Origin of the sequence: Streptococcus pneumoniae, assembly GCF_001457635.1 — a bacterium.
GTDB lineage: Bacteria > Bacillota > Bacilli > Lactobacillales > Streptococcaceae > Streptococcus > Streptococcus pneumoniae.
Window position 1 is genome coordinate 593522 of the sequence record NZ_LN831051.1, and the last position, 19841, is coordinate 613362.

Here is a 19841-nt window from a genome sequence, read left to right on the forward strand (position 1 = left end):
CTCCTGATGTCTAACAAAGTGTAAAAAACCAACTACTTTCTTAAATAAACATTCAAGAAAACGCTTTCTATTTATATTTGTTTTACCATATTAAAGTCTAAAAAACTAATATCTTTTGAAATATTGTACATGTTTTCAAGAATAATTTCTAATTTGATATAAAGATACTAGAAATAGAATACATCTTATTAGTAAAACAACTTATCCTTTTTCAATAATTGTTCCGCTTTCAGATTCAATCAAGGCGCCTAGATTTTCAAGGGAAGTAATAACTGCTTTTCCTTCTGGACGACCATTGACAAAAGCGATAGCTGCTTCTACTTTTGGAAGCATGCTACCTGGTGCAAACTGATCTTGTTTGATATATTCTTCCAGCTGGGCAACATTCACATGTTCCAATTTTTCCTGGTTTGGCTTGTTGTAGTTAACAAATACATAATCTACACCTGTCAAAACGATGAAGAGGTCTGCCTCAACCAATTCTGCCAAACGTTGGGAAGCGAAGTCTTTATCAATAACCGCTTCGACACCAGTCAAATGTCCATTGTTTTCTTTGACGACGGGAATACCGCCACCACCTGCAGCTACGACGACTTGACCACTATTTAAAAGAGTACGGATGGTTTCAATTTCTTTGATGTCAACAGGTTTTGGTGAGGCAACGACCTTACGCCAGCCACGGCCAGCATCTTCCTTGAAAGTCGCTCCGCTCTTTTCGGCTTCTGCTTTTGCTTCTTCTTCTGAATAGAAAGGACCGATTGGTTTACTCAAATTAACAAAAGCTGGATCATTTTTATCTACGACAACTTGCGTTACAACAGAGGCAACATTTTTTTCGATGCCTTCATCCAAGAGAGCATTTTGCAAAGCATTTTTCAACCAGAAACCGATGCTACCTTCTGTCATAGCGACAAGTGAGTCGAGTGGGAAGGCAGGGTTCTTTTCAGAGTCTGATGCCAAATGTTGGAGCAAGAGATTCCCAACTTGAGGTCCATTACCGTGAGTGATAATCAGATCATCTCCATTTTTAATCAATTTTACAAGATGCTTAGCTGTTTCAACTAAAGCTTCTTGTTGAGCCTTTGCTGATGGGTCAGAAGAAAGAATCGCATTTCCTCCCAAAGCTACTACAATTTTACGATTTGCCATAAATTCTCCTTTATCACACTCAATAGAATGCGTTTAGATTTCAATTTAATGATTTTTCACATATTTTATAAGAAATAATAGATTACCATTACATAAAAGAGGACCGGACTAAAGCTATTAGTCGCAGCCCTCATAGCTGTTGGTAGACGGTTTATTATCTAAAATTATACTTTAGGAATATAAAGGTTACCAAGTGTAGCAGCCATAACAGCTTTGATAGTGTGCATACGGTTTTCTGCTTGATCGAAGTGGCGAGCGTACTTGCTGCGGAAGACTTCGTCTGTTACTTCCATTTCTTCTACACCAAATTTTTCAGCAACGTCTTTACCATAAACAGTGTGAGTATCGTGGAATGCTGGCAAGCAGTGTAGGAAGATCAAGTTTTCATTGCCTGCTTTTTTAACTAAGTCCATATTGACTTGGTAAGGTTTAAGAAGAGCTACACGTTCTGCGAATTTGTCTTCTTCACCCATTGATACCCAAACGTCTGTGTAAAGAACGTCTGCATCTTTAACTGCTTCATCAGCATCTTCAGTGATGAGAACATGTGCGCCACTTTCTTTAGCAAATCCTTCTGCCAATTCAACGATTTCTTTTTCTGGGAAGAGTTCTTTTGGTGAGAAGATGTGAACATTGGCACCAAGGATAGCACCTGTTACGAGCAAGCTGTTGGCAACGTTGTTACGTCCATCACCACAGTATACCAATGTCAAGCCTTCCAAGCGACCGAAGTTTTCTTGAACAGTCAAGTAGTCAGCGAGCATTTGAGTTGGGTGCCATTCGTCAGTTAGACCGTTCCATACTGGAACGCCTGAGAATTCTGCCAATTCTTCAACCATACGTTGGCTGAATCCGCGGAATTCAATCCCGTCAAACATACGTCCCAATACTTTAGCAGTATCTTCAGTAGATTCTTTTTTACCCAACTGAATATCATTTGCTCCGAGGTATTCTGGGTGAGCACCAAGGTCGATAGCCGCAGTTGTAAAGGCTGCACGAGTACGAGTAGATGTTTTTTCAAATAGGAGAGCGATATTCTTGCCAGCAAGGTAGTGGTGTTGAATATTGCGTTTTTTCAAATCTTTCAAGTGAGCTGAAAGACCAATAAGGTATTCTAACTCTGCACGGGTAAAGTCTTTTTCTGCTAAGAAGCTGCGTCCTTGGAATACTGAATTTGTCATTTTATTATTTCCTCTTTCTATTTTTTACATTTTCTATTGACGAATACCGAACAGCGATTACACTTCTTCACGTTCAAATGGCATAGACATACAACGAGGTCCACCACGGCCCCGAACCAATTCACTTCCGCGAATCTTAATCAAGCGAAGCCCGTATTCTTCCAAAATCTTATTGGTCACGGTATTGCGGTCATAAACAACTACCACACCAGGTGCGATGGTCAAAGTGTTAGAACCGTCGTTCCATTGTTCACGCGCAGCTGCTACGATATTGCCACCACCGCAACGAATCAAATGAACTTTTTCTACACCAAGGTTTTGAGCAAGAAGTTCAGCTAAGTCACCTTTCTCTTCAACGATTTTAAGTTTTTCGTTTTCGTAAGTAACTGAGTAAACGTGAAGGTCGCCTTCGATTTCTGGGTGAATAGTGAACTTGTCATAGTCTACCATAGTGAAGACAGTATCCAAGTGCATGAATTTACGGTTGTTAGCAAATTCAAAGGCCAAAACTTTCTTGAAGCCAACATTTTTCTTGAAGATGTTGACCAAAAGTTTTTCGATAGAAGCTGCGTCTGTACGTTGAGAGATACCTACTGCAAGGACGTCTTTAGAAAGAACTAGCTCGTCTCCACCTTCGATACGCGTATCTTCTTCACGGTTGTAGACCAAATCCACTTTTCCGCCATAGATTGGGTGGTATTTGAAGATATACTTACCGTAGAGTGTTTCACGGTTACGAGTGTCTGCAAACATGTGGTTAAGCGATACGGCGTTTCCAATTGTTGCAAATGGGTCGCGAGTGAAATAGAGGTTTGGCATCGGGTCAATTGCAAATGGATAATCTGATTCAACTAAGTCAGTTAGATCTTTAGCTTCGTCAGGAATTTCTGGCAATTCAACTTTTTGAATCCCAGCCATTGTTTTTTCAACCAATTCTTGGTTGTCCTTGATGCCGTGAAGTAATTCACGAATAGCAACCTTGGTTTGACGATCACGGATGTTGGCTTCGTCTAAGTATTCCTCGATAAATTGATCGCGGATTTCTGGAGAGGTCAATGATTCAGCAGCGAGTTGTTCTAGGTAGAGAACCTCAATTCCTTCATCGCGAAGAGCTTGGGCAAATGCATCATGTTCTTTTTGAGCATCTTCCAAGAAAGGAATATCATCAAAAAGAAGCCTTTCAAGATAGTCCGGCAACAAGTTTTCTAACTCCTTGCCTGGACGGTGCAACATAACTTTTTTCAGTTTCCCAATTTCTGAGAAGACCTGAATTGGATGTGAAGACATGTATTTTCCTCCTTAAAAATTTTGACTTGGCACCATTTTGGGTACCGCTTACATGTATGTTATAACGCAATTCCTAGGTAATGTCAATGGCTATAATTTCTCGGAAAATAATATAAATTATGATGTTTAGCACAATTTTATGTTATTATACATAACATAGGATAGTATACATAGATACAAATGCATAAACTTCTATAAAAAGGATATAAAATTTTTTTAAAAAATTTTTCAAAAAATATACAAATGACCAAAAAGTGTCCAATTATCATCTGGTTATCACTTGGATCTGTATAAAGAGAAATGTTTGTGTGAAAGGATAAAAAGATGCAACATTCTTTTGAAGATAGATTTTGGAGAAGCATTTCTTGTTCAATTGTACAAATTATAGAATCTTTTCTGAGTATTTAGGAAGAGATAATTATCTTATTGACCCTCTTTTTATTTTTTGTTATAGTCGACGAGGTGATAGTTTAGAATAATCACTTATTCACAATCTGTGGAAAAGTCTGGATAGTGAATGGTCTTCACACAATGACCTGAAAGAAGCCTGAGAATAATTATGGAGAGTAGCATTCTGAGAGGTGTTAGCAGAACCATATGACAGAGCTGTTTGAAGAGGGAACATTGAGGAGAAAAATCCTGAGCCTACCAGTTGGAGTTGGAAAGAGCTGGCTGTTAGATCATGGTTTATTATCCACAACCTGTGGATAACCTTGTGAACAAGAGAAGTTGCAAAAGAAGGAGATATATAACGATGAAGAAAATCAAACCGCATGGACCGTTACCAAGTCAGACTCAGCTAGCTTATCTGGGAGATGAACTAGCAGCTTTTATCCACTTCGGTCCTAATACCTTTTATGACCAAGAATGGGGGACTGGACAGGAGGATCCTGAGCGCTTTAACCCGAGTCAGTTGGATGCGCGTGAGTGGGTTCGTGTGCTCAAGGAAACGGGCTTCAAAAAGTTGATTTTGGTGGTCAAGCACCACGATGGCTTTGTCCTTTATCCGACAGCTCACACAGATTATTCGGTTAAGGTCAGTCCTTGGAGGAGAGGAAAGGGCGACTTGCTCCTTGAAGTATCCCAAGCTGCCACAGAGTTTGATATGGATATGGGGGTCTACCTGTCACCGTGGGATGCCCATAGTCCCCTCTATCATGTGGACCGAGAAGCGGACTACAATGCCTATTATCTGGCTCAGTTGAAGGAAATCTTATCAAATCCTAACTATGGGAATGCTGGTAAGTTCGCTGAGGTTTGGATGGATGGTGCCAGAGGAGAGGGCGCGCAAAAGGTTAATTATGAATTTGAAAAATGGTTTGAAACCATTCGTGACCTGCAGGGCGATTGCTTGATTTTTTCAACAGAAGGCACCAGTATCCGCTGGATTGGCAATGAACGAGGGTATGCAGGTGATCCACTGTGGCAAAAGGTGAATCCTGATAAACTAGGAACAGAAGCAGAGCTGAACTATCTTCAGCACGGGGATCCCTCGGGCACGATTTTTTCAATCGGAGAGGCAGATGTTTCCATCCGTCCAGGCTGGTTCTACCATGAGGATCAGGATCCTAAGTCTCTCGAGGAGTTGGTCGAAATCTACTTTCACTCAGTAGGGCGAGGAACTCCACTCTTGCTTAATATTCCGCCGAATCAAGCTGGGCTCTTTGATGCAAAGGATATTGAACGACTTTATGAATTTGCGACCTATCGCAATGAGCTCTATAAAGAAGATTTGGCTCTGGGAGCTGAGGTATCTGGTCCAGCTCTTTCCGCAGACTTTGCTTGTCGCCATTTGACAGACGGCCTTGAGACCAGCTCTTGGGCAAGCGATGCAGACTTGCCCATCCAGTTAGAACTCGACTTAGGTTCTCCTAAAACTTTTGATGTAATTGAGTTAAGAGAAGATTTGAAGCTAGGGCAACGAATCGCTGCTTTTCATGTGCAAGTAGAGGTGGATGGTGTCTGGCAGGAGTTTGGTTCGGGTCATACTGTTGGTTACAAACGTCTCTTACGAGGAGCAGTTGTTGAGGCACAGAAGATACGTGTAGTCATTACAGAATCACAGGCTTTGCCTTTGTTGACCAAGATTTCCCTTTATAAAACTCCTGGATTATCAAAAAAAGAAGTTGTTCAGGAACTAGCATTTGCAGAAAAAAGCCTAGCTGTGGCAAAGGGAGAAAATGCCTATTTTACAGTTAAGCGCAGAGAATGTAGTGGTCCTTTAGAAGCTAAGATTTCGATTCAACCGGGGACAGGTGTCCATGGTGTCGCCTATCAGGATGAGATTCAAGTCCTTCAATTCCAAGCAGGGGAAAGCAAAAAAGATTTGCATCTACCAACCCTGTATTTCGCAGGAGATAAAACCTTGGATTTCTATCTGAACCTAACGGTGGATGGTCAGCTTGTGGATCAACTTCAAGTCCAAGTTTCATAAAAGAAGAACCTTTGCGCGATGCAAAGGTTCTTTTGGTTATTAGTGACTTGGTAACCAGCTGAGGGTGAAAGTTAGTTGTTCAGCTTTTAAGAGGTCTTGGTGTTGAATAGTTGATACGAGTGTTTTGTCCAGTCGGCATTCTTTGACAAAGTTAAAATGGTTGTGGTTTTGTTTAGTATGGATATCCAGCCATTTATCTTCTTTAGCGAGGTAGACTCGTAGATGGTCAAAGAGAGGGATTCCGAGGTCATAGCTTGGTTTTCCTGGACAGGTTGGATAAAATCCGAGAGCTGACCAGATGTACCAAGCAGAGAGACTACCATTGTCTTCATCTCCAGGATAGGCTTCCCAACTTGGGTGAAAAGCTTTCTGACGGAGCGTCTTGATAAGAAGGGCAGTGTAGTCAGGGTAATCGCTGTAGCGGAAGAGATAAGGAATGTGGAAACTAGGCTGGTTGGAAATGGCTATTTGTCCAAAAGGAGCAGTAGCCATCTCGCTCATTTCGTGAATTTCGTAACCATAGCCTGTTGTTTCAAAGAGGGGAGCATCTTGACAAGCTTTCAAAAGATAGTTGCTAAAGGTTTCTTTTCCACCCATCAGTTGGATTAAGCCAGGGATGTCGTGGAGAACGCCTAAAGTAGCTTGAATGGCAGAGCATTCAGCGTAGTCTCGCCCCCAACTATAAGGAGAGAAGTCAGGGTGAAAGTTTCCTTGATTGTCTCGTGCTCGCATGTAACCTGTCTCAGCGTCAAATAGCTGGCGGTAATTTTGTGAAGCAGCCTTGTAGGTTTCAGCGATTTCTATGTTCTCTAGTTTTTTGGCACAGCTAGCGATACAAAAGTCACTATAGGCATAGTCTAGAGTATGGCTAACACTTTCGTGGTGGTCGGTAGAGAGGTAACCTAGTTCTTGGTATTGGGCTAGTCCGTGGCGGCCATTGATTCCGAGAGGGTCGGCTTTGCTGGCTGTTTCGAGCATGGCTTGGAAGAGTTCTCCTTCTAGGTCAGGGGCCATGTCCTTGCAGGCGCTATCTGCGATAATACCGTCTAAAAGTGTACCAGGCATCATACCCCGTTCATCTGGAGCCAGCCATTTTGGAAGGAAACCAGTATCGCGGTAGCTATTGAGGAAACCTTCTAAAAAGCGTTGATAGTGCTCCGGTATGATAAGGGCAAAGAGGGGGAAGGTGGTGCGGAAGGTATCCCAGAAACCATTGTTGCTAAAGAGGACACCAGGCTTGACAGTACCAGTAGCCAGATCCATGTGGATGGCTTGCCCTGACTCATCAACCTCATAAAAAGTCTGTGGGAAGAGGAAGAGTCTGTAGAGGCAGTGGTCAAAGAAGGTTCGGTCAGCCTCTCCTGTCTCTATAATGTCAAAACGATGGAGGAGATTTTCCCAATCCGCTTGGGCACTTGTTTTACAGCTATCAAAATCTTCTTGAGGTAGATTGATTAGAGCTTGAGAAGGAGAGATGAAAGAAGTGGCTAGTTGCATCTCGGTTTGACTACTTGCTAAGTCAATTCGCCAGTCTCCAGCTTCTTGGCTGATAGCAAGAATATCCGTGTTCATTTGCAGGGCAGTGAAGAGCATCAGTGGATTTTTATTGGTCTCTGTTTTCCCTTCTTGTCTGAGAGCCAGAGTCCGCTTATCTACCTGCTCAACTGTTAGTTCATCTGCTGCGTGAAGATAGAGGGAGAGGGCTTTGCCTTGCTTTTGCTTCAAACGAATAGAAGCACCATAGCAAGTCGGTGTGAGCTGGGTTTCAATTTGATAGCGCAGGGAAAAGAGCTTCAAATAGTGAGGCTGGAAGCAAGCTTTATCTATATCATAAGAAGACTGGCGGTGAAAGAGGCTGTCTCCACCCAGTTGACTGGTGACAGGTGTCAGAAGGAGCCAAGAGTAGTCCCCAATCCAAGGACTGGGCTGGTGAGTTAATCGAATCCCCTGAAAGATAGGCAGATGCGGATCAAAAAACCAAGATCCATCCTGGTCACTGGTCTGGGGCACAAAATAATTCATCCCAAAAGGCACGCCTGTGTATGGCAGGGTATTTCCCCGAGAGAAGGCATGCTTGCTAGCAGTACCAAAGCGGGTATCGATGGTTTCAAGTAGTGGTTTCATAGTCTTTCCTTTAGCTGTTTTTCTACATTATATCAGAAAAAGAGGGCCTTTAGAAAAGGAGTTTCAAAAATAACTATTTTGTAGAAAAATGACTATCATTTGTGTATGTATTTTCTGTCTCAAAAGCTATATACTGAACATGAAACTTGTTTGAAAGAGGAAATTGCACGATGATTTATTCGAAAGAAATTGTTAGAGAATGGCTAGATGAAGTAGCAGAGCGGGCTAAGGACCATCCAGAGTGGGTGGATGTTTTCGAGCGTTGCTACACCGATACCTTGGACAATACGGTTGAAATCTTAGAAGATGGTTCAACTTTTGTCTTGACTGGGGATATTCCTGCTATGTGGCTTCGGGATTCGACAGCCCAACTCAGACCCTACCTGCATGTGGCTAAAAGAGATTCCCTCCTGCGTCAGACCATTGCAGGTTTGGTCAAGCGTCAGATGACCTTGGTACTCAAGGATCCTTATGCCAATTCCTTCAACATAGAGGAAAACTGGAAGGGGCACCACGAGACCGACCACACCGACCTTAATGGCTGGATTTGGGAACGCAAGTATGAGGTGGACTCGCTTTGCTATCCTTTGCAGTTGTCTTATCTCCTCTGGAAAGAAACTGGCGAGACTAGTCAGTTTGATGAGACTTTTGTCGCAGCGACTAAGGAAATTCTTCATCTGTGGACGGTAGAACAAGATCACAAGAACTCTCCTTATCGTTTTGTCCGAGATACGGACCGCAAGGAAGACACCTTGGTAAATGATGGCTTTGGACCTGATTTTGCAGTGACAGGAATGACTTGGTCAGCCTTTCGTCCGAGCGATGACTGCTGTCAGTATAGTTACTTGATTCCGTCAAATATGTTTGCTGTAGTAGTCTTGGGTTATGTGCAAGAAATCTTCGCAGCATTAAACCTAGCTGATAGCCAGAGTGTTATTGCTGATGCCAAGCGTCTTCAGGATGAAATCCAAGAAGGAATCGAAAACTACGCTTACACCACCAACAGTAAGGGTGAAAAGATTTATGCCTTTGAAGTGGATGGCCTAGGAAATGCCAGCATTATGGATGATCCAAACGTACCAAGTCTACTAGCTGCGCCCTATCTGGGCTACTGTTCGGTCGATGATGAAGTGTATCAAGCTACTCGCCGTACCATTCTGAGCCCTGAAAATCCATATTTCTACCAAGGAGAATACGCAAGCGGTCTCGGCAGTTCTCATACCTTCTATCGCTATATCTGGCCAATCGCCCTTTCTATCCAAGGCTTGACAACAAGAGATAAGGCAGAGAAAAAATTCTTGCTGGATCAGCTGGTTGCCTGCGATGGTGGTACAGGTGTCATGCACGAAAGCTTCCACGTAGATGATCCGACCCTCTACTCTCGTGAATGGTTCTCCTGGGCTAACATGATGTTCTGTGAGTTGGTCTTGGATTACTTGGATATTCGCTAAGGGGCTCGCTTTAGCTCAACCGATTCTTATCAGAATCACAAGTTTACATTTAAAACGTTAAAATTTAAATTTAGAATGAGGTTTTACTTCATGGAAAATGTTGTTGTACATATTATCTCACATAGTCACTGGGACCGTGAGTGGTACTTGCCTTTTGAAAGCCATCGTATGCAGTTGGTGGAATTGTTTGACAATCTCTTTGATCTCTTTGAAAATGACCCTGAGTTCAAGAGTTTCCACTTGGATGGACAAACTATTGTCCTTGATGACTACTTACAAATTCGCCCTGAAAATCGCGACAAGGTCCAACGCTACATTGACGAGGGCAAACTTAAAATTGGTCCCTTTTACATCTTGCAGGATGACTACTTGATCTCCAGTGAAGCCAATGTCCGCAATACCTTGATTGGTCAACAAGAAGCTGCCAAATGGGGTAAATCAACCCAGATTGGCTACTTTCCAGATACCTTTGGAAATATGGGACAAGCGCCTCAAATTCTTCAAAAATCAGGCATTCACGTGGCGGCCTTTGGTCGTGGTGTGAAGCCGATTGGATTTGACAACCAAGTCCTTGAAGATGAGCAGTTTACATCCCAGTTTTCAGAAATGTACTGGCAGGGTGTGGATGGTAGTCGTGTTTTAGGTATTCTCTTTGCTAACTGGTACAGTAATGGGAATGAAATCCCAGTTGACAAAGATGAGGCCTTGACCTTCTGGAAACAAAAATTGTCAGATGTGCGTGCCTACGCTTCGACCAACCAATGGTTGATGATGAACGGCTGTGACCACCAGCCTGTACAGAAAAATCTGAGCGAAGCCATTCGTGTGGCAAATGAACTCTTCCCAGATGTAATCTTTGTTCATAGTTCTTTTGATGAATATGTTCAAGCTGTAGAAGGTGCGCTTCCTGAACACTTATCAACTGTTACAGGCGAGTTGACCAGTCAGGAAACAGATGGCTGGTACACACTTGCCAACACTTCTTCATCCCGCATTTACCTAAAACAAGCCTTCCAAGAAAATAGCAACCTCCTAGAGCAAGTGGTAGAACCCTTGACTATTATCACTGGTGGACACAACCACAAGGACCAGTTGACCTATGCTTGGAAAACACTTTTGCAGAATGCGCCACATGATAGTATCTGTGGCTGTAGCGTGGACGAAGTTCACCGCGAGATGGAAACGCGTTTTGCCAAGGTCAACCAAGTAGGAAACTTTGTTAAAAGTAATTTGCTCAACGAGTGGAAGGGTAAAATTGCTACGGATAAGGCTCAAAGTGACTATCTCTTTACTGTCATTAACACAGGCTTGCATGATAAGGTCGATACTGTCAGCACAGTGATTGATGTGGCGACTTGTGATTTCAAGGAATTGCACCCAACAGAAGGCTACAAAAAGATGGCTGCTCTTATCTTGCCAAGTTACCGTGTGGAGGACTTGGATGGTCATCCTGTAGAGGCTACAATCGAAGACCTCGGAGCTAATTTTGAGTACGATTTACCAAAAGACAAGTTCCGCCAAGCTCGTATTGCTCGACAAGTGCGCGTGACCATTCCAGTTCACCTAGCGCCGCTTTCTTGGACAACCTTCCAATTGCTGGAAGGAAAACAAGAACACCGTGAGGGTATTTACCAAAACGGAGTGATTGATACACCATTCGTAACGGTGAGTGTGGATGACAACATCACAGTATATGACAAGACAACTCACGAAGCCTATGAAGACTTTATCCGCTTCGAAGACCGTGGGGACATCGGAAACGAGTATATCTATTTCCAACCAAAAGGAACAGAGCCAATCTTTGCAGAGCTTAAGGGCCACGAGGTCTTGGAAAACACAGATCGCTATGCTAAAATCTTGCTCAAACATGAATTGACCGTGCCTGTCAGTGCGGATGAAAAGCTAGAAGAAGAGCAACAAGGTATCATCGAGTTTATGAAGCGTGAGGCTGGACGGTCAGAAGAATTGACAAACATTCCTCTGGAAACTGAGTTGACTGTCTTCGTTGACAATCCACAAATCCGCTTCAAGACTCGCTTTACTAACACTGCCAAGGATCACCGTATCCGTCTCTTGGTCAAGACTCATAACACGCGTCCAAGCAATGATTCTGAAAGTATCTATGAGGTGGTGACACGACCAAACAAACCAGCTGCTTCATGGGAAAATCCTGAAAATCCTCAACACCAACAAGCTTTTGTCAGTCTGTATGACGATGAAAAAGGGGTGACTGTATCCAATAAGGGATTGAATGAATACGAAATCCTTGGGGATAACACCATTGCCGTGACCATTTTGCGTGCATCAGGTGAGCTAGGTGACTGGGGCTACTTCCCAACGCCAGAAGCACAATGCTTGCGTGAGTTTGAAGTCGAGTTTGCACTTGAATGCCACCAAGCCCAAGAACGCTTTTCAGCTTTCCGTCGTGCCAAAGCCTTGCAGACACCGTTTACCAGCCTTCAGCTTGCTAGACAGGAAGGAAGCGTGGTTGCGACTGGTAGCCTCTTGAGCCATTCTGTTCTCAGCATACCGCAAGTTTGTCCAACAGCCTTTAAAGTGGCGGAAAATGAAGAAGGCTATGTCTTCCGTTACTATAATATGAGTCAAGAAAATGTGCGCATATCAGAACATCAACAAACCATTCTTGACTTACTTGAGCGACCATATCCAGTTCATTCAGGACCATTGGATCCACAAGAGATTCGTACAGAATTCATCAAAAAAGAAGAAATTTAATTTCAAAAAGTAAACATCAAAAGAAAGGAGGGGCGAAAAAGTAAGAACTAACTGCTGATTCGCCCCTTTTTATGGTAAAAACAATGACCATTGCAACGATTGATATCGGAGGGACTGGGATTAAGTTTGCCAGTCTGACTCCTGATGGGAAAATACTGTATAAGACAAGTATTTCAACGCCTGAAAACTTGGAGGATTTACTAGCGTGGCTAGATCAACGCTTGTCAGAACAGGATTACAGTGGGATTGCTATGAGCGTTCCAGGTGCGGTCAATCAAGAGACAGGTGTGATTGATGGCTTCAGTGCGGTGCCCTACATCCATGGCTTTTCTTGGTATGAGGCGCTTAGCTCTTATCAGCTACCTGTCCATTTAGAAAATGATGCCAACTGCGTTGGACTCAGTGAACTACTAGCTCATCCAGAGCTTGAAAATGCAGCCTGTGTCGTGATTGGGACAGGGATTGGCGGAGCCATGATTATCAATGGTAGACTTCATCGAGGTCGCCACGGTCTGGGTGGAGAATTTGGCTACATGACAACCCTTGCCCCTGCTGAAAAACTTAATAACTGGTCGCAACTAGCATCAACTGGGAATATGGTACGATACGTGATTGAAAAATCTGGTCATACTGATTGGGACGGTCGCAAGATTTACCAAGAGGCCGCAGCTGGTAATGCTCTTTGTCAAGAAGCCATTGAGCGCATGAACCGCAATCTGGCGCAAGGCTTGCTCAATATCCAGTATCTCATCGATCCAGATGTCATCAGTCTGGGTGGCTCTATCAGTCAAAATCCAGATTTTATCCAAGATGTCAAGAAGGCTGTTGATAACTTTGTCGATACCTACGAAGAATACACGGTCGCACCAGTTATCCAGGCCTGCACCTATCACGCAGATGCCAATCTCTACGGTGCTCTTGTCAACTGGCTACAGGAGGAAAAGCAATGGTAAGATTTACAGGACTTAGTCCCAAACAAACGCAAGCTATTGAGGTTTTAAAAGGTCACATTTCTCTACCAGATGTGGAAGTGGCTGTCACTCAGTCTGACCAAGCCTCTATCTCTATCGAGGGTGAGGAAGGTCACTATCAATTGACCTACCGCAAACCTCACCAACTTTATCGTGCCTTATCCTTGTTGGTAACAGTTCTAGCAGAAGCTGATAAAGTAGAGATTGAGGAACAAGCAGCTTACGAAGATTTGGCTTACATGGTTGACTGTTCTCGAAATGCGGTGCTGAATGTGGCTTCTGCCAAGCAGATGATTGAGGTCTTGGCTCTCATGGGCTACTCAACCTTTGAGCTTTACATGGAAGACACTTACCAGATTGAAGGGCAGCCTTACTTTGGCTATTTCCGTGGAGCTTATTCAGCAGAGGAGTTGCAGGAAATCGAAGCCTATGCCCAACAGTTTGACATGACCTTTGTACCATGCATCCAGACCTTGGCCCACTTGTCGGCCTTTGTCAAATGGGGTGTCAAGGAAGTGCAGGAGCTCCGTGATGTAGAGGACATTCTTCTCATTGGCGAAGAAAAGGTTTATGACCTGATTGATGGCATGTTTGCCACGTTGTCTAAACTGAAGACTCGCAAGGTCAATATCGGGATGGACGAAGCCCACTTGGTTGGTTTGGGACGCTACCTGATTTTGAACGGTGTTGTGGATCGTAGTCTCCTCATGTGCCAACACTTGGAGCGCGTGCTGGATATTGCTGACAAATATGGTTTCCACTGCCAGATGTGGAGTGATATGTTCTTCAAACTCATGTCAGCGGATGGCCAGTACGACCGTGATGTGGAAATTCCAGAGGAAACTCGTGTCTACCTAGACCGTCTCAAAGACCGTGTGACTCTGGTTTACTGGGATTATTATCAGGATAGCGAGGAAAAATACAACCGTAATTTCCGCAATCATCACAAGATTAGCCATGACCTTGCATTTGCAGGGGGAGCTTGGAAGTGGATTGGCTTTACACCTCACAACCATTTTAGCCGTCTAGTGGCTATCGAGGCTGATAAAGCCTGCCGTGCCAATCAGATTAAAGAAGTCATCGTAACGGGTTGGGGAGACAATGGTGGTGAAACTGCCCAGTTCTCTATCCTACCAAGCTTGCAAATCTGGGCAGAACTCAGCTATCGCAATGACCTAGATAGTTTGTCTGCGCATTTCAAGACCAATACTGGTCTAACGGTTGAGGATTTTATGCAGATTGATCTTGCCAACCTCTTACCAGACCTACCAGGTAATCTCAGTGGCATCAATCCCAACCGCTATGTCTTTTATCAGGATGTTCTCTGTCCGATACTTGACCGACACATGACACCTGAACAGGACAAGCCACACTTCGCTCAGGCTGCTGAGACGCTTGCTAACATTAAAGAAAAAGCTGGAAACTATGCTTATCTCTTTGAAACTCAGGCCCAGTTGAATGCTATTTTAAGTAGCAAAGTAGATGTGGGACGACGCATTCGTCAGGCCTACCAAGCGGATGATAAAGAAAGTTTACAACAAATCGCCAGACAAGAATTACCAGAACTTAGAAGCCAAATTGAAGACTTCCATGCCCTCTTTAGTCACCAATGGCTGAAAGAAAACAAGGTCTTTGGTTTGGATACAGTTGACATCCGTATGGGCGGACTCTTGCAACGCATCAAACGAGCAGAAAGCCGTATCGAGGTTTATCTGGCTGGCCAGCTTGACCGCATCGACGAGCTGGAAGTTGAAATCCTACCATTTACTGACTTCTACGCAGACAAGGATTTCGCAGCAACTACAGCTAACCAGTGGCATACCATTGCGACAGCTTCGATGATTTATACGACTTAATACTCTTCGAAAATCTCTTCAAACCACGTCAGCTTCCATCTACAACCTCAAAACAGTGTTTTGAGCAGCCTGCAGCTAGCTTCCTAGTTTGCTCTTTGATTTTCATTGAGTATAAAAACAAGAACACCTTGCTTGGCGCAGGGTGTTTCGCGTGAAACAGAAGAATTATCTGGTTTCAAATGCTACAGTTAGACAAACTTATGATAAAGTCGGGATTATAACACAGAGATAAGAAGAAATAGATAGTGGGACGAGTTTAAATAGGATTACTCGCTATGAAATGTTAATTACTTTTGATGGCTTAACAAATATTATCAATAATGTAGTCATTCGAATGATTTCCCTTGCAATATAGTGAAATTAACAAAAAGAAAAAACGCTGATCAAGCGTTTTTCTTCTGTATTGATTCGTATTGAATGCTTACTTAACTTCTGTAAACACAACGTGTTTGCGAAGTTTTGGTGAGTATTTCTTCAATTGAAGGCGGTCTGGAGTGTTACGTTTGTTTTTAGAAGTAAGGTACAAGCGTTCACCAGATTCTTTGTGTTCAAGTGTAATATTTACGCGCATGGTATCTCCCTTCTATTATTCAGCTGATGCAGCTTTAGCGATTTTACGTCCTTTGTAGTATCCTTTAAGTGATACACGGTGAGAACGTGAGTAATCTCCAGTAGTTTCGTCAAAGTTTACAGATGGAGCTGTTACTTTGTAGTGTGTACGACGTTTGTTTTTCTTCGATTTTGAAGTGCGACGTGCAGGTACTGCCATTTTGATTTCTCCTTTAGGTATTTATATTCGATTCAATCTACTGATTTTCATCAACCATACTAGGATAACACATTTTTTTTGTAAAGTAAAGTTACTTGACAAAAAAAGATGAAAAAATTCTCCTATCCGACACGGCAGACAGGAGAAGGTGTTAAATATCAATCTCAAATGGTTCGTCAATGGTTTCTGATACGTATTTTCCGTCTTTCTTCCGTTGCTTGACACACTCTGTGAGGAGATATTCGATTTGCCCATTGACTGAACGAAAGTCGTCTTCTGCCCATGATGCGAGTGCAGCGTATAACTTTGTTGAGAGTCGAAGGGGGATCTGCTTTTTTTTAGCTTCAGCCATCTTTAGTAAAGACTTCCTGTGTTGACAATTGGTTGTGCATCATGATTGCCACAAAGAACGACAAGGAGATTTGAAACCATGGCAGCTTTTCGTTCTTCGTCAAGTTCTACCAATTCCCCTTCATTGAGCCGTTCTAGTGCCATTTCAACCATTCCTACAGCACCATCTACAATCATCTTCCGTGCATCAATAATGGCAGATGCTTGTTGGCGTTGAAGCATAACGGCAGCAATTTCTGGAGCATAAGCTAGGTAAGTGATACGTGCTTCAAGGATTTCCAAGCCAGCATCTTCTACGCGACTTTGAATTTCCTCACGAATACGGTTAGCAACAATTTCGCTAGAGCCACGGAGACTACCTTCATCTGCTTGCCCGTCACCCGTAGTATCCACATTAGGAGACACATCGTAAGGATAGATGCGGACAATATTACGGAGGGCGCTATCACATTGCAATGAAAGATATTCTTTGTAGTTATCAACGTTGAAGACTGCCTTAGCGGTATCGACAACTCTCCAAGTTACCGCGATACCGATTTCTACAGGGTTTCCTAAGCAATCATTGATTTTTTGACGAGAATTGCTCAAGGTCATGACTTTGAGGGAAATGTGTTTCTTGCCAATTTCAAGATTTACATCATTGTCATTTGATGATTTAGCTCCTAAAAAAGGAGATTTTGTGCTAACATCACCACTTTGTCCAAGTCGAGTGTGGTTTGCAGGGTTGACTGCTACGCTGAAGGGATTGACAAAGTAAAAACCAGGTTCTTTGATGGTACCTGTATAATTACCAAAGAGTGTCAGAACCAGAGCTTCCTGAGGTTTGACAACTTTTAAACCAGCATGAGCTAGACCTGCAATTACGATTAGTAAAGGTCCGATAATAATTCCAAAAATGTTTTCCGAACCAACACCCATTATAAATATAAAGATACCAAGTACGATTGTCAACTCAATGAGAATCAATGCGAATACACCATTTGGTTTTGAATTGATTAGTTTTTCAGTCATAAGAATGACCTCCCATTATTTGATATCTAAATGATATCACTTTGTTTTTAAAAGTCAATAGAAAGTTGAAAATAATCACTAAAAACTTTCAGCCCAATAATTTCTTTTAAAAGGTGAGATTATATTGTGCTCAAATACTCTTTTATTCTTATAACTTTTACACTATAATTGTAGTTAGAAAGGAAGAGAAATGTTTGATTATAGAGCACTAGTTATTTTGATGACTTTGATGGATCATTGTGAGCTATCATTATATGAATTATCTGTTAAGGTGAGCTTACCTATAAAGGAAGTCAAAGAAGGAATAGATTATTTAGTGCCTTATCTAGCTAATAAAGGGATAGTGCTGGATAAAAAGCAAGGTCGCTATAGTTTATCAAATCGTACGAAGCAGTCTTTGACAGATATTATTAAGTCGGATGAATTGGTTTTACCAAAGTCGACTCGCTTAGCTTTAATCTATCTTTACACTTTTTGCCGATTAGATTTTATATCGAATAATCATTACCAAGACTTTTTGAAAGTAAGTAAGAATACAACCTTATCTGATATTCAATCATTAAGAAAGATTATGTTAGATAATGATTTGGAGCTAGGGTACAGTAGAGCAAAAGGTTATACTTTACACGGTTCAGAGTGGAATAAGCACCGCTTAGCTTTTCAAATGGTTAGTGAGTTGCTGGAATCCTCCATAGGGATTTGGGGTTTGGATTATGTTTTATCCAGTTGGGGGTATTCATTAACTTATGATTTGATAAATCAGGTAGTTAAAGATTATTATGAGAAGCTACAGCTAGTACCTATTGTTAATCAATTAAAAGTTTGCCTTTTCGGTTTAGTATTCATTCTGTGTAGGTATCAAAGGGATGTTGAAAGAGTATGTCTTTCAGAGACATTAGTATCTCCTGTTATTCAAGATATAACCACTATTTTATTGGATACAGTGGTTGATTTGGGAATTATAGATACGGTGTTTTCTGAGGATGATTATCGCTATATCACAGTTTTATTATCAAGTTGCTTTGAAGGTGAAGTAGATGTTGCTCCGGTTTACTTTAATCAATTAACAGAGGCTATTATAAGTAGAATGGAAGATATTTCTTTGTTACATTTTAAACAAAGGGAAGGATTGAGAGAAAATCTTCGCCGCCACCTTATACCGGCTTACTATAGATTAAAGTTCGGCCTACCTAGTTCAAATGAATATGTATTGCATGTTAAAGAACATTATCCTGATTTATTTGAATTAGTCAAAGATTCTTTGATGCCCTTGATGGACGCTATTGACAATCCCATACCTGATAGTGAAACAGCATATTTTGTTATCCATTTCGGAGGTTATTTAAAGAAAGCAGATACTTTGCCTCAAAAATGCTATAAAGCAGCAATCATTTGTCCTAATGGTGTTAGTTCTTCATTGATGTTAAAAGAGAATCTATTAGCATTATTTCCTCAAATTGAGTTTATAGGAACCTCAAAGATTGATGATTTACAGGTGAAAGCTAGTAGTGACTATGATATGGTTTTTTCTACCATAAAGGTGGAGACAGAAAAGCCAAATTATCTAGTTTCGGTTATGATGACTGAAGAGCAAGCAATACAACTAGTAGAACTAGTGTTAAAAGATTTTCCGAATTTAGAGTATGGAGATTTTGAGATTGAACAAATCCTGAATATTGTCAAAAGATATGGAATTATTACACAAGAATTGGAATTAAGATTGGCGTTAAAGAATTATCTTTATCAAAAAAATGATAGAAAGGAAATTGTACCAGTGCTAGAACAACTTATTACCAAAGAAACCTATCAGGTTAGTTCGCAAAAATTAGGATGGAAGGAGGCGATTCGTTTAGCAGCTAAACCGCTTTTGGATCAAGATAAGATAACTGAGAACTACCCTGAGGCAATGATTCAAAAAGTAGAAGAGTTTGGACCTTTTATTAATTTAGGGAAGGGAGTAGCAATTCCTCACGCTCGGCCAGATGAAGGTGTGAATGAAATAGGAATGTCAATGTTAGTTTTGGAAGAACCGATTTATTTATTGGATAATCCAGAACAAGAGGTAAGATTGTTGATTTGTATTGCAGCCATTGATAATGAGAGTCATTTAAAGGCTTTGTCACATTTAACAACAATTTTAAGAGATAAAAATCATGTTCAAACTTTAATATCATCAAAAAACTATGATGACATTAAAATGATAATTAAACAGGAGGATTAGATAATGTTAAAAATTGGTACAGCTTGTGGTTCAGGATTAGGTTCAAGTTTTATGGTACAGATGAATATTGAATCTGTATTGAGTGATTTGAATGTTTCGGATGTAGAAGTTGAACATTATGATTTAGGTGGAGCAGATCCAAATGCAGCTGATATTTGGATTGTTGGTCGTGATCTAGCTGATTCAGCTAGTCATCTTGGAGATGTTCGTATCTTAAATAGTATTATTGATATGGATGAACTACGAGAATTAATTACTAAACTTTGTGAAGAAAAAGGACTTATATAGGAGGCTAGCGTC

The 19841-nt window shown here is 41.7% G+C and carries 15 protein-coding genes; 7 read left to right on the plus strand and 8 right to left on the minus strand.

Translation table 11 applies throughout. The features are described from left to right. Window positions 1-201 precede the first annotated feature (201 nt). From arcC to arcA, 3 genes are all read right to left on the minus strand, one after another. The gene (gene arcC / locus AT689_RS03130; protein ID WP_000013426.1) at window positions 202-1149 is read right to left on the minus strand and encodes a carbamate kinase; all 948 of its coding nucleotides are present in this window, start codon (window positions 1147-1149) and stop codon (window positions 202-204) included. Between the two features lie 164 nt (window positions 1150-1313). Further along, a complete protein-coding gene (argF, locus tag AT689_RS03135; protein ID WP_000185360.1) occupies window positions 1314-2330 on the minus strand; it encodes an ornithine carbamoyltransferase in 1017 nt (338 codons plus the stop codon). Window positions 2331-2387: 57 nt separating this feature from the next. Continuing rightward, window positions 2388-3617: an arginine deiminase gene (gene arcA, locus AT689_RS03140; protein WP_000094616.1), complete on the minus strand. Its 1230-nt coding sequence runs from the start codon at window positions 3615-3617 to the stop codon at window positions 2388-2390. A 754-nt stretch (window positions 3618-4371) separates the two neighbouring features. Here arcA and AT689_RS03145 point away from each other — a divergent pair. Then, window positions 4372-6051 carry an alpha-L-fucosidase gene (locus tag AT689_RS03145; protein ID WP_000721481.1) on the plus strand — a complete coding sequence of 560 codons (1680 nt, stop codon included), beginning with the start codon at window positions 4372-4374 and terminating at the stop codon, window positions 6049-6051. Window positions 6052-6090: 39 nt separating this feature from the next. Here the strand turns inward: AT689_RS03145 and AT689_RS03150 are convergent, their stop codons facing one another. Continuing rightward, on the minus strand, window positions 6091-8175 hold the full coding sequence (locus AT689_RS03150; protein ID WP_000803400.1) for a GH92 family glycosyl hydrolase: 2085 nt from the start codon (window positions 8173-8175) through the stop codon (window positions 6091-6093). Window positions 8176-8345: 170 nt separating this feature from the next. On the opposite strand from AT689_RS03150, the gene AT689_RS03155 reads away from it, so the two are divergent. The 4 genes from AT689_RS03155 to AT689_RS03170 all read left to right on the plus strand — a co-directional run bounded on the left by AT689_RS03155 (window position 8346) and on the right by AT689_RS03170 (window position 15189). Then, window positions 8346-9626, plus strand: a complete 1281-nt coding sequence (locus AT689_RS03155; protein WP_000640546.1) for a glycoside hydrolase family 125 protein — start codon at window positions 8346-8348, stop codon at window positions 9624-9626. 90 nt (window positions 9627-9716) lie between these two features. Further along, window positions 9717-12362, plus strand: coding sequence for an alpha-mannosidase (locus AT689_RS03160; RefSeq protein ID WP_000432756.1), 2646 nt, complete (start codon window positions 9717-9719; stop codon window positions 12360-12362). A gap of 83 nt (window positions 12363-12445) precedes the next feature. Continuing rightward, complete coding sequence (locus tag AT689_RS03165; RefSeq protein WP_000150739.1) at window positions 12446-13315, plus strand: ROK family protein; 870 nt, start codon at window positions 12446-12448, stop codon at window positions 13313-13315. Next, entirely contained in the window at window positions 13309-15189 is a 1881-nt protein-coding gene (locus tag AT689_RS03170) for a beta-N-acetylhexosaminidase (RefSeq protein WP_000251394.1), read from the plus strand. The genes AT689_RS03165 and AT689_RS03170 overlap by 7 nt, the downstream gene beginning before the upstream one ends. 421 nt (window positions 15190-15610) lie before the next feature. On the opposite strand, the gene rpmG is transcribed toward AT689_RS03170, so the two are convergent. From rpmG to AT689_RS03190, 4 genes are all read right to left on the minus strand, one after another. Next, window positions 15611-15760, minus strand: coding sequence for a 50S ribosomal protein L33 (rpmG, locus tag AT689_RS03175; RefSeq protein ID WP_001265622.1), 150 nt, complete (start codon window positions 15758-15760; stop codon window positions 15611-15613). A gap of 15 nt (window positions 15761-15775) precedes the next feature. After that, window positions 15776-15958: a 50S ribosomal protein L32 gene (gene rpmF / locus AT689_RS03180; RefSeq protein ID WP_000290420.1), complete on the minus strand. Its 183-nt coding sequence runs from the start codon at window positions 15956-15958 to the stop codon at window positions 15776-15778. Window positions 15959-16109: 151 nt separating this feature from the next. Next, on the minus strand, window positions 16110-16310 hold the full coding sequence (locus tag AT689_RS03185) for a PTS ascorbate transporter subunit IIC (protein WP_000796544.1): 201 nt from the start codon (window positions 16308-16310) through the stop codon (window positions 16110-16112). A 2-nt stretch (window positions 16311-16312) separates the two neighbouring features. After that, window positions 16313-17320 (minus strand): SPFH domain-containing protein, encoded by a 1008-nt coding sequence (locus AT689_RS03190; RefSeq protein WP_000136824.1) that lies wholly within the window; start codon window positions 17318-17320, stop codon window positions 16313-16315. Between the two features lie 190 nt (window positions 17321-17510). Here AT689_RS03190 and AT689_RS03195 point away from each other — a divergent pair, with 190 nt between their 5' ends. Both AT689_RS03195 and AT689_RS03200 read left to right on the plus strand, forming a co-directional pair. After that, entirely contained in the window at window positions 17511-19541 is a 2031-nt protein-coding gene (locus tag AT689_RS03195; protein ID WP_000460921.1) for a BglG family transcription antiterminator, read from the plus strand. A 3-nt stretch (window positions 19542-19544) separates the two neighbouring features. Further along, on the plus strand, window positions 19545-19829 hold the full coding sequence (locus tag AT689_RS03200) for a PTS sugar transporter subunit IIB (protein WP_000912476.1): 285 nt from the start codon (window positions 19545-19547) through the stop codon (window positions 19827-19829). The last annotated feature ends 12 nt before the right edge of the window (window positions 19830-19841 follow it).

Coding starts and splice junctions, on each gene's coding strand:
- AT689_RS03145 (WP_000721481.1), top strand. CDS start 4,372: ATGAAGAAAATCAAACCGCATGGACCGTTACCAAGTCAGACTCAGCTA.
- AT689_RS03190 (WP_000136824.1), bottom strand. CDS start 17,320: ATGACTGAAAAACTAATCAATTCAAAACCAAATGGTGTATTCGCATTG.
- AT689_RS03195 (WP_000460921.1), top strand. CDS start 17,511: ATGTTTGATTATAGAGCACTAGTTATTTTGATGACTTTGATGGATCAT.
- AT689_RS03170 (WP_000251394.1), top strand. CDS start 13,309: ATGGTAAGATTTACAGGACTTAGTCCCAAACAAACGCAAGCTATTGAG.
- AT689_RS03150 (WP_000803400.1), bottom strand. CDS start 8,175: ATGAAACCACTACTTGAAACCATCGATACCCGCTTTGGTACTGCTAGC.
- rpmF (WP_000290420.1), bottom strand. CDS start 15,958: ATGGCAGTACCTGCACGTCGCACTTCAAAATCGAAGAAAAACAAACGT.
- AT689_RS03200 (WP_000912476.1), top strand. CDS start 19,545: ATGTTAAAAATTGGTACAGCTTGTGGTTCAGGATTAGGTTCAAGTTTT.
- rpmG (WP_001265622.1), bottom strand. CDS start 15,760: ATGCGCGTAAATATTACACTTGAACACAAAGAATCTGGTGAACGCTTG.
- argF (WP_000185360.1), bottom strand. CDS start 2,330: ATGACAAATTCAGTATTCCAAGGACGCAGCTTCTTAGCAGAAAAAGAC.
- arcA (WP_000094616.1), bottom strand. CDS start 3,617: ATGTCTTCACATCCAATTCAGGTCTTCTCAGAAATTGGGAAACTGAAA.
- AT689_RS03185 (WP_000796544.1), bottom strand. CDS start 16,310: ATGGCTGAAGCTAAAAAAAAGCAGATCCCCCTTCGACTCTCAACAAAG.
- arcC (WP_000013426.1), bottom strand. CDS start 1,149: ATGGCAAATCGTAAAATTGTAGTAGCTTTGGGAGGAAATGCGATTCTT.
- AT689_RS03160 (WP_000432756.1), top strand. CDS start 9,717: ATGGAAAATGTTGTTGTACATATTATCTCACATAGTCACTGGGACCGT.
- AT689_RS03165 (WP_000150739.1), top strand. CDS start 12,446: ATGACCATTGCAACGATTGATATCGGAGGGACTGGGATTAAGTTTGCC.
- AT689_RS03155 (WP_000640546.1), top strand. CDS start 8,346: ATGATTTATTCGAAAGAAATTGTTAGAGAATGGCTAGATGAAGTAGCA.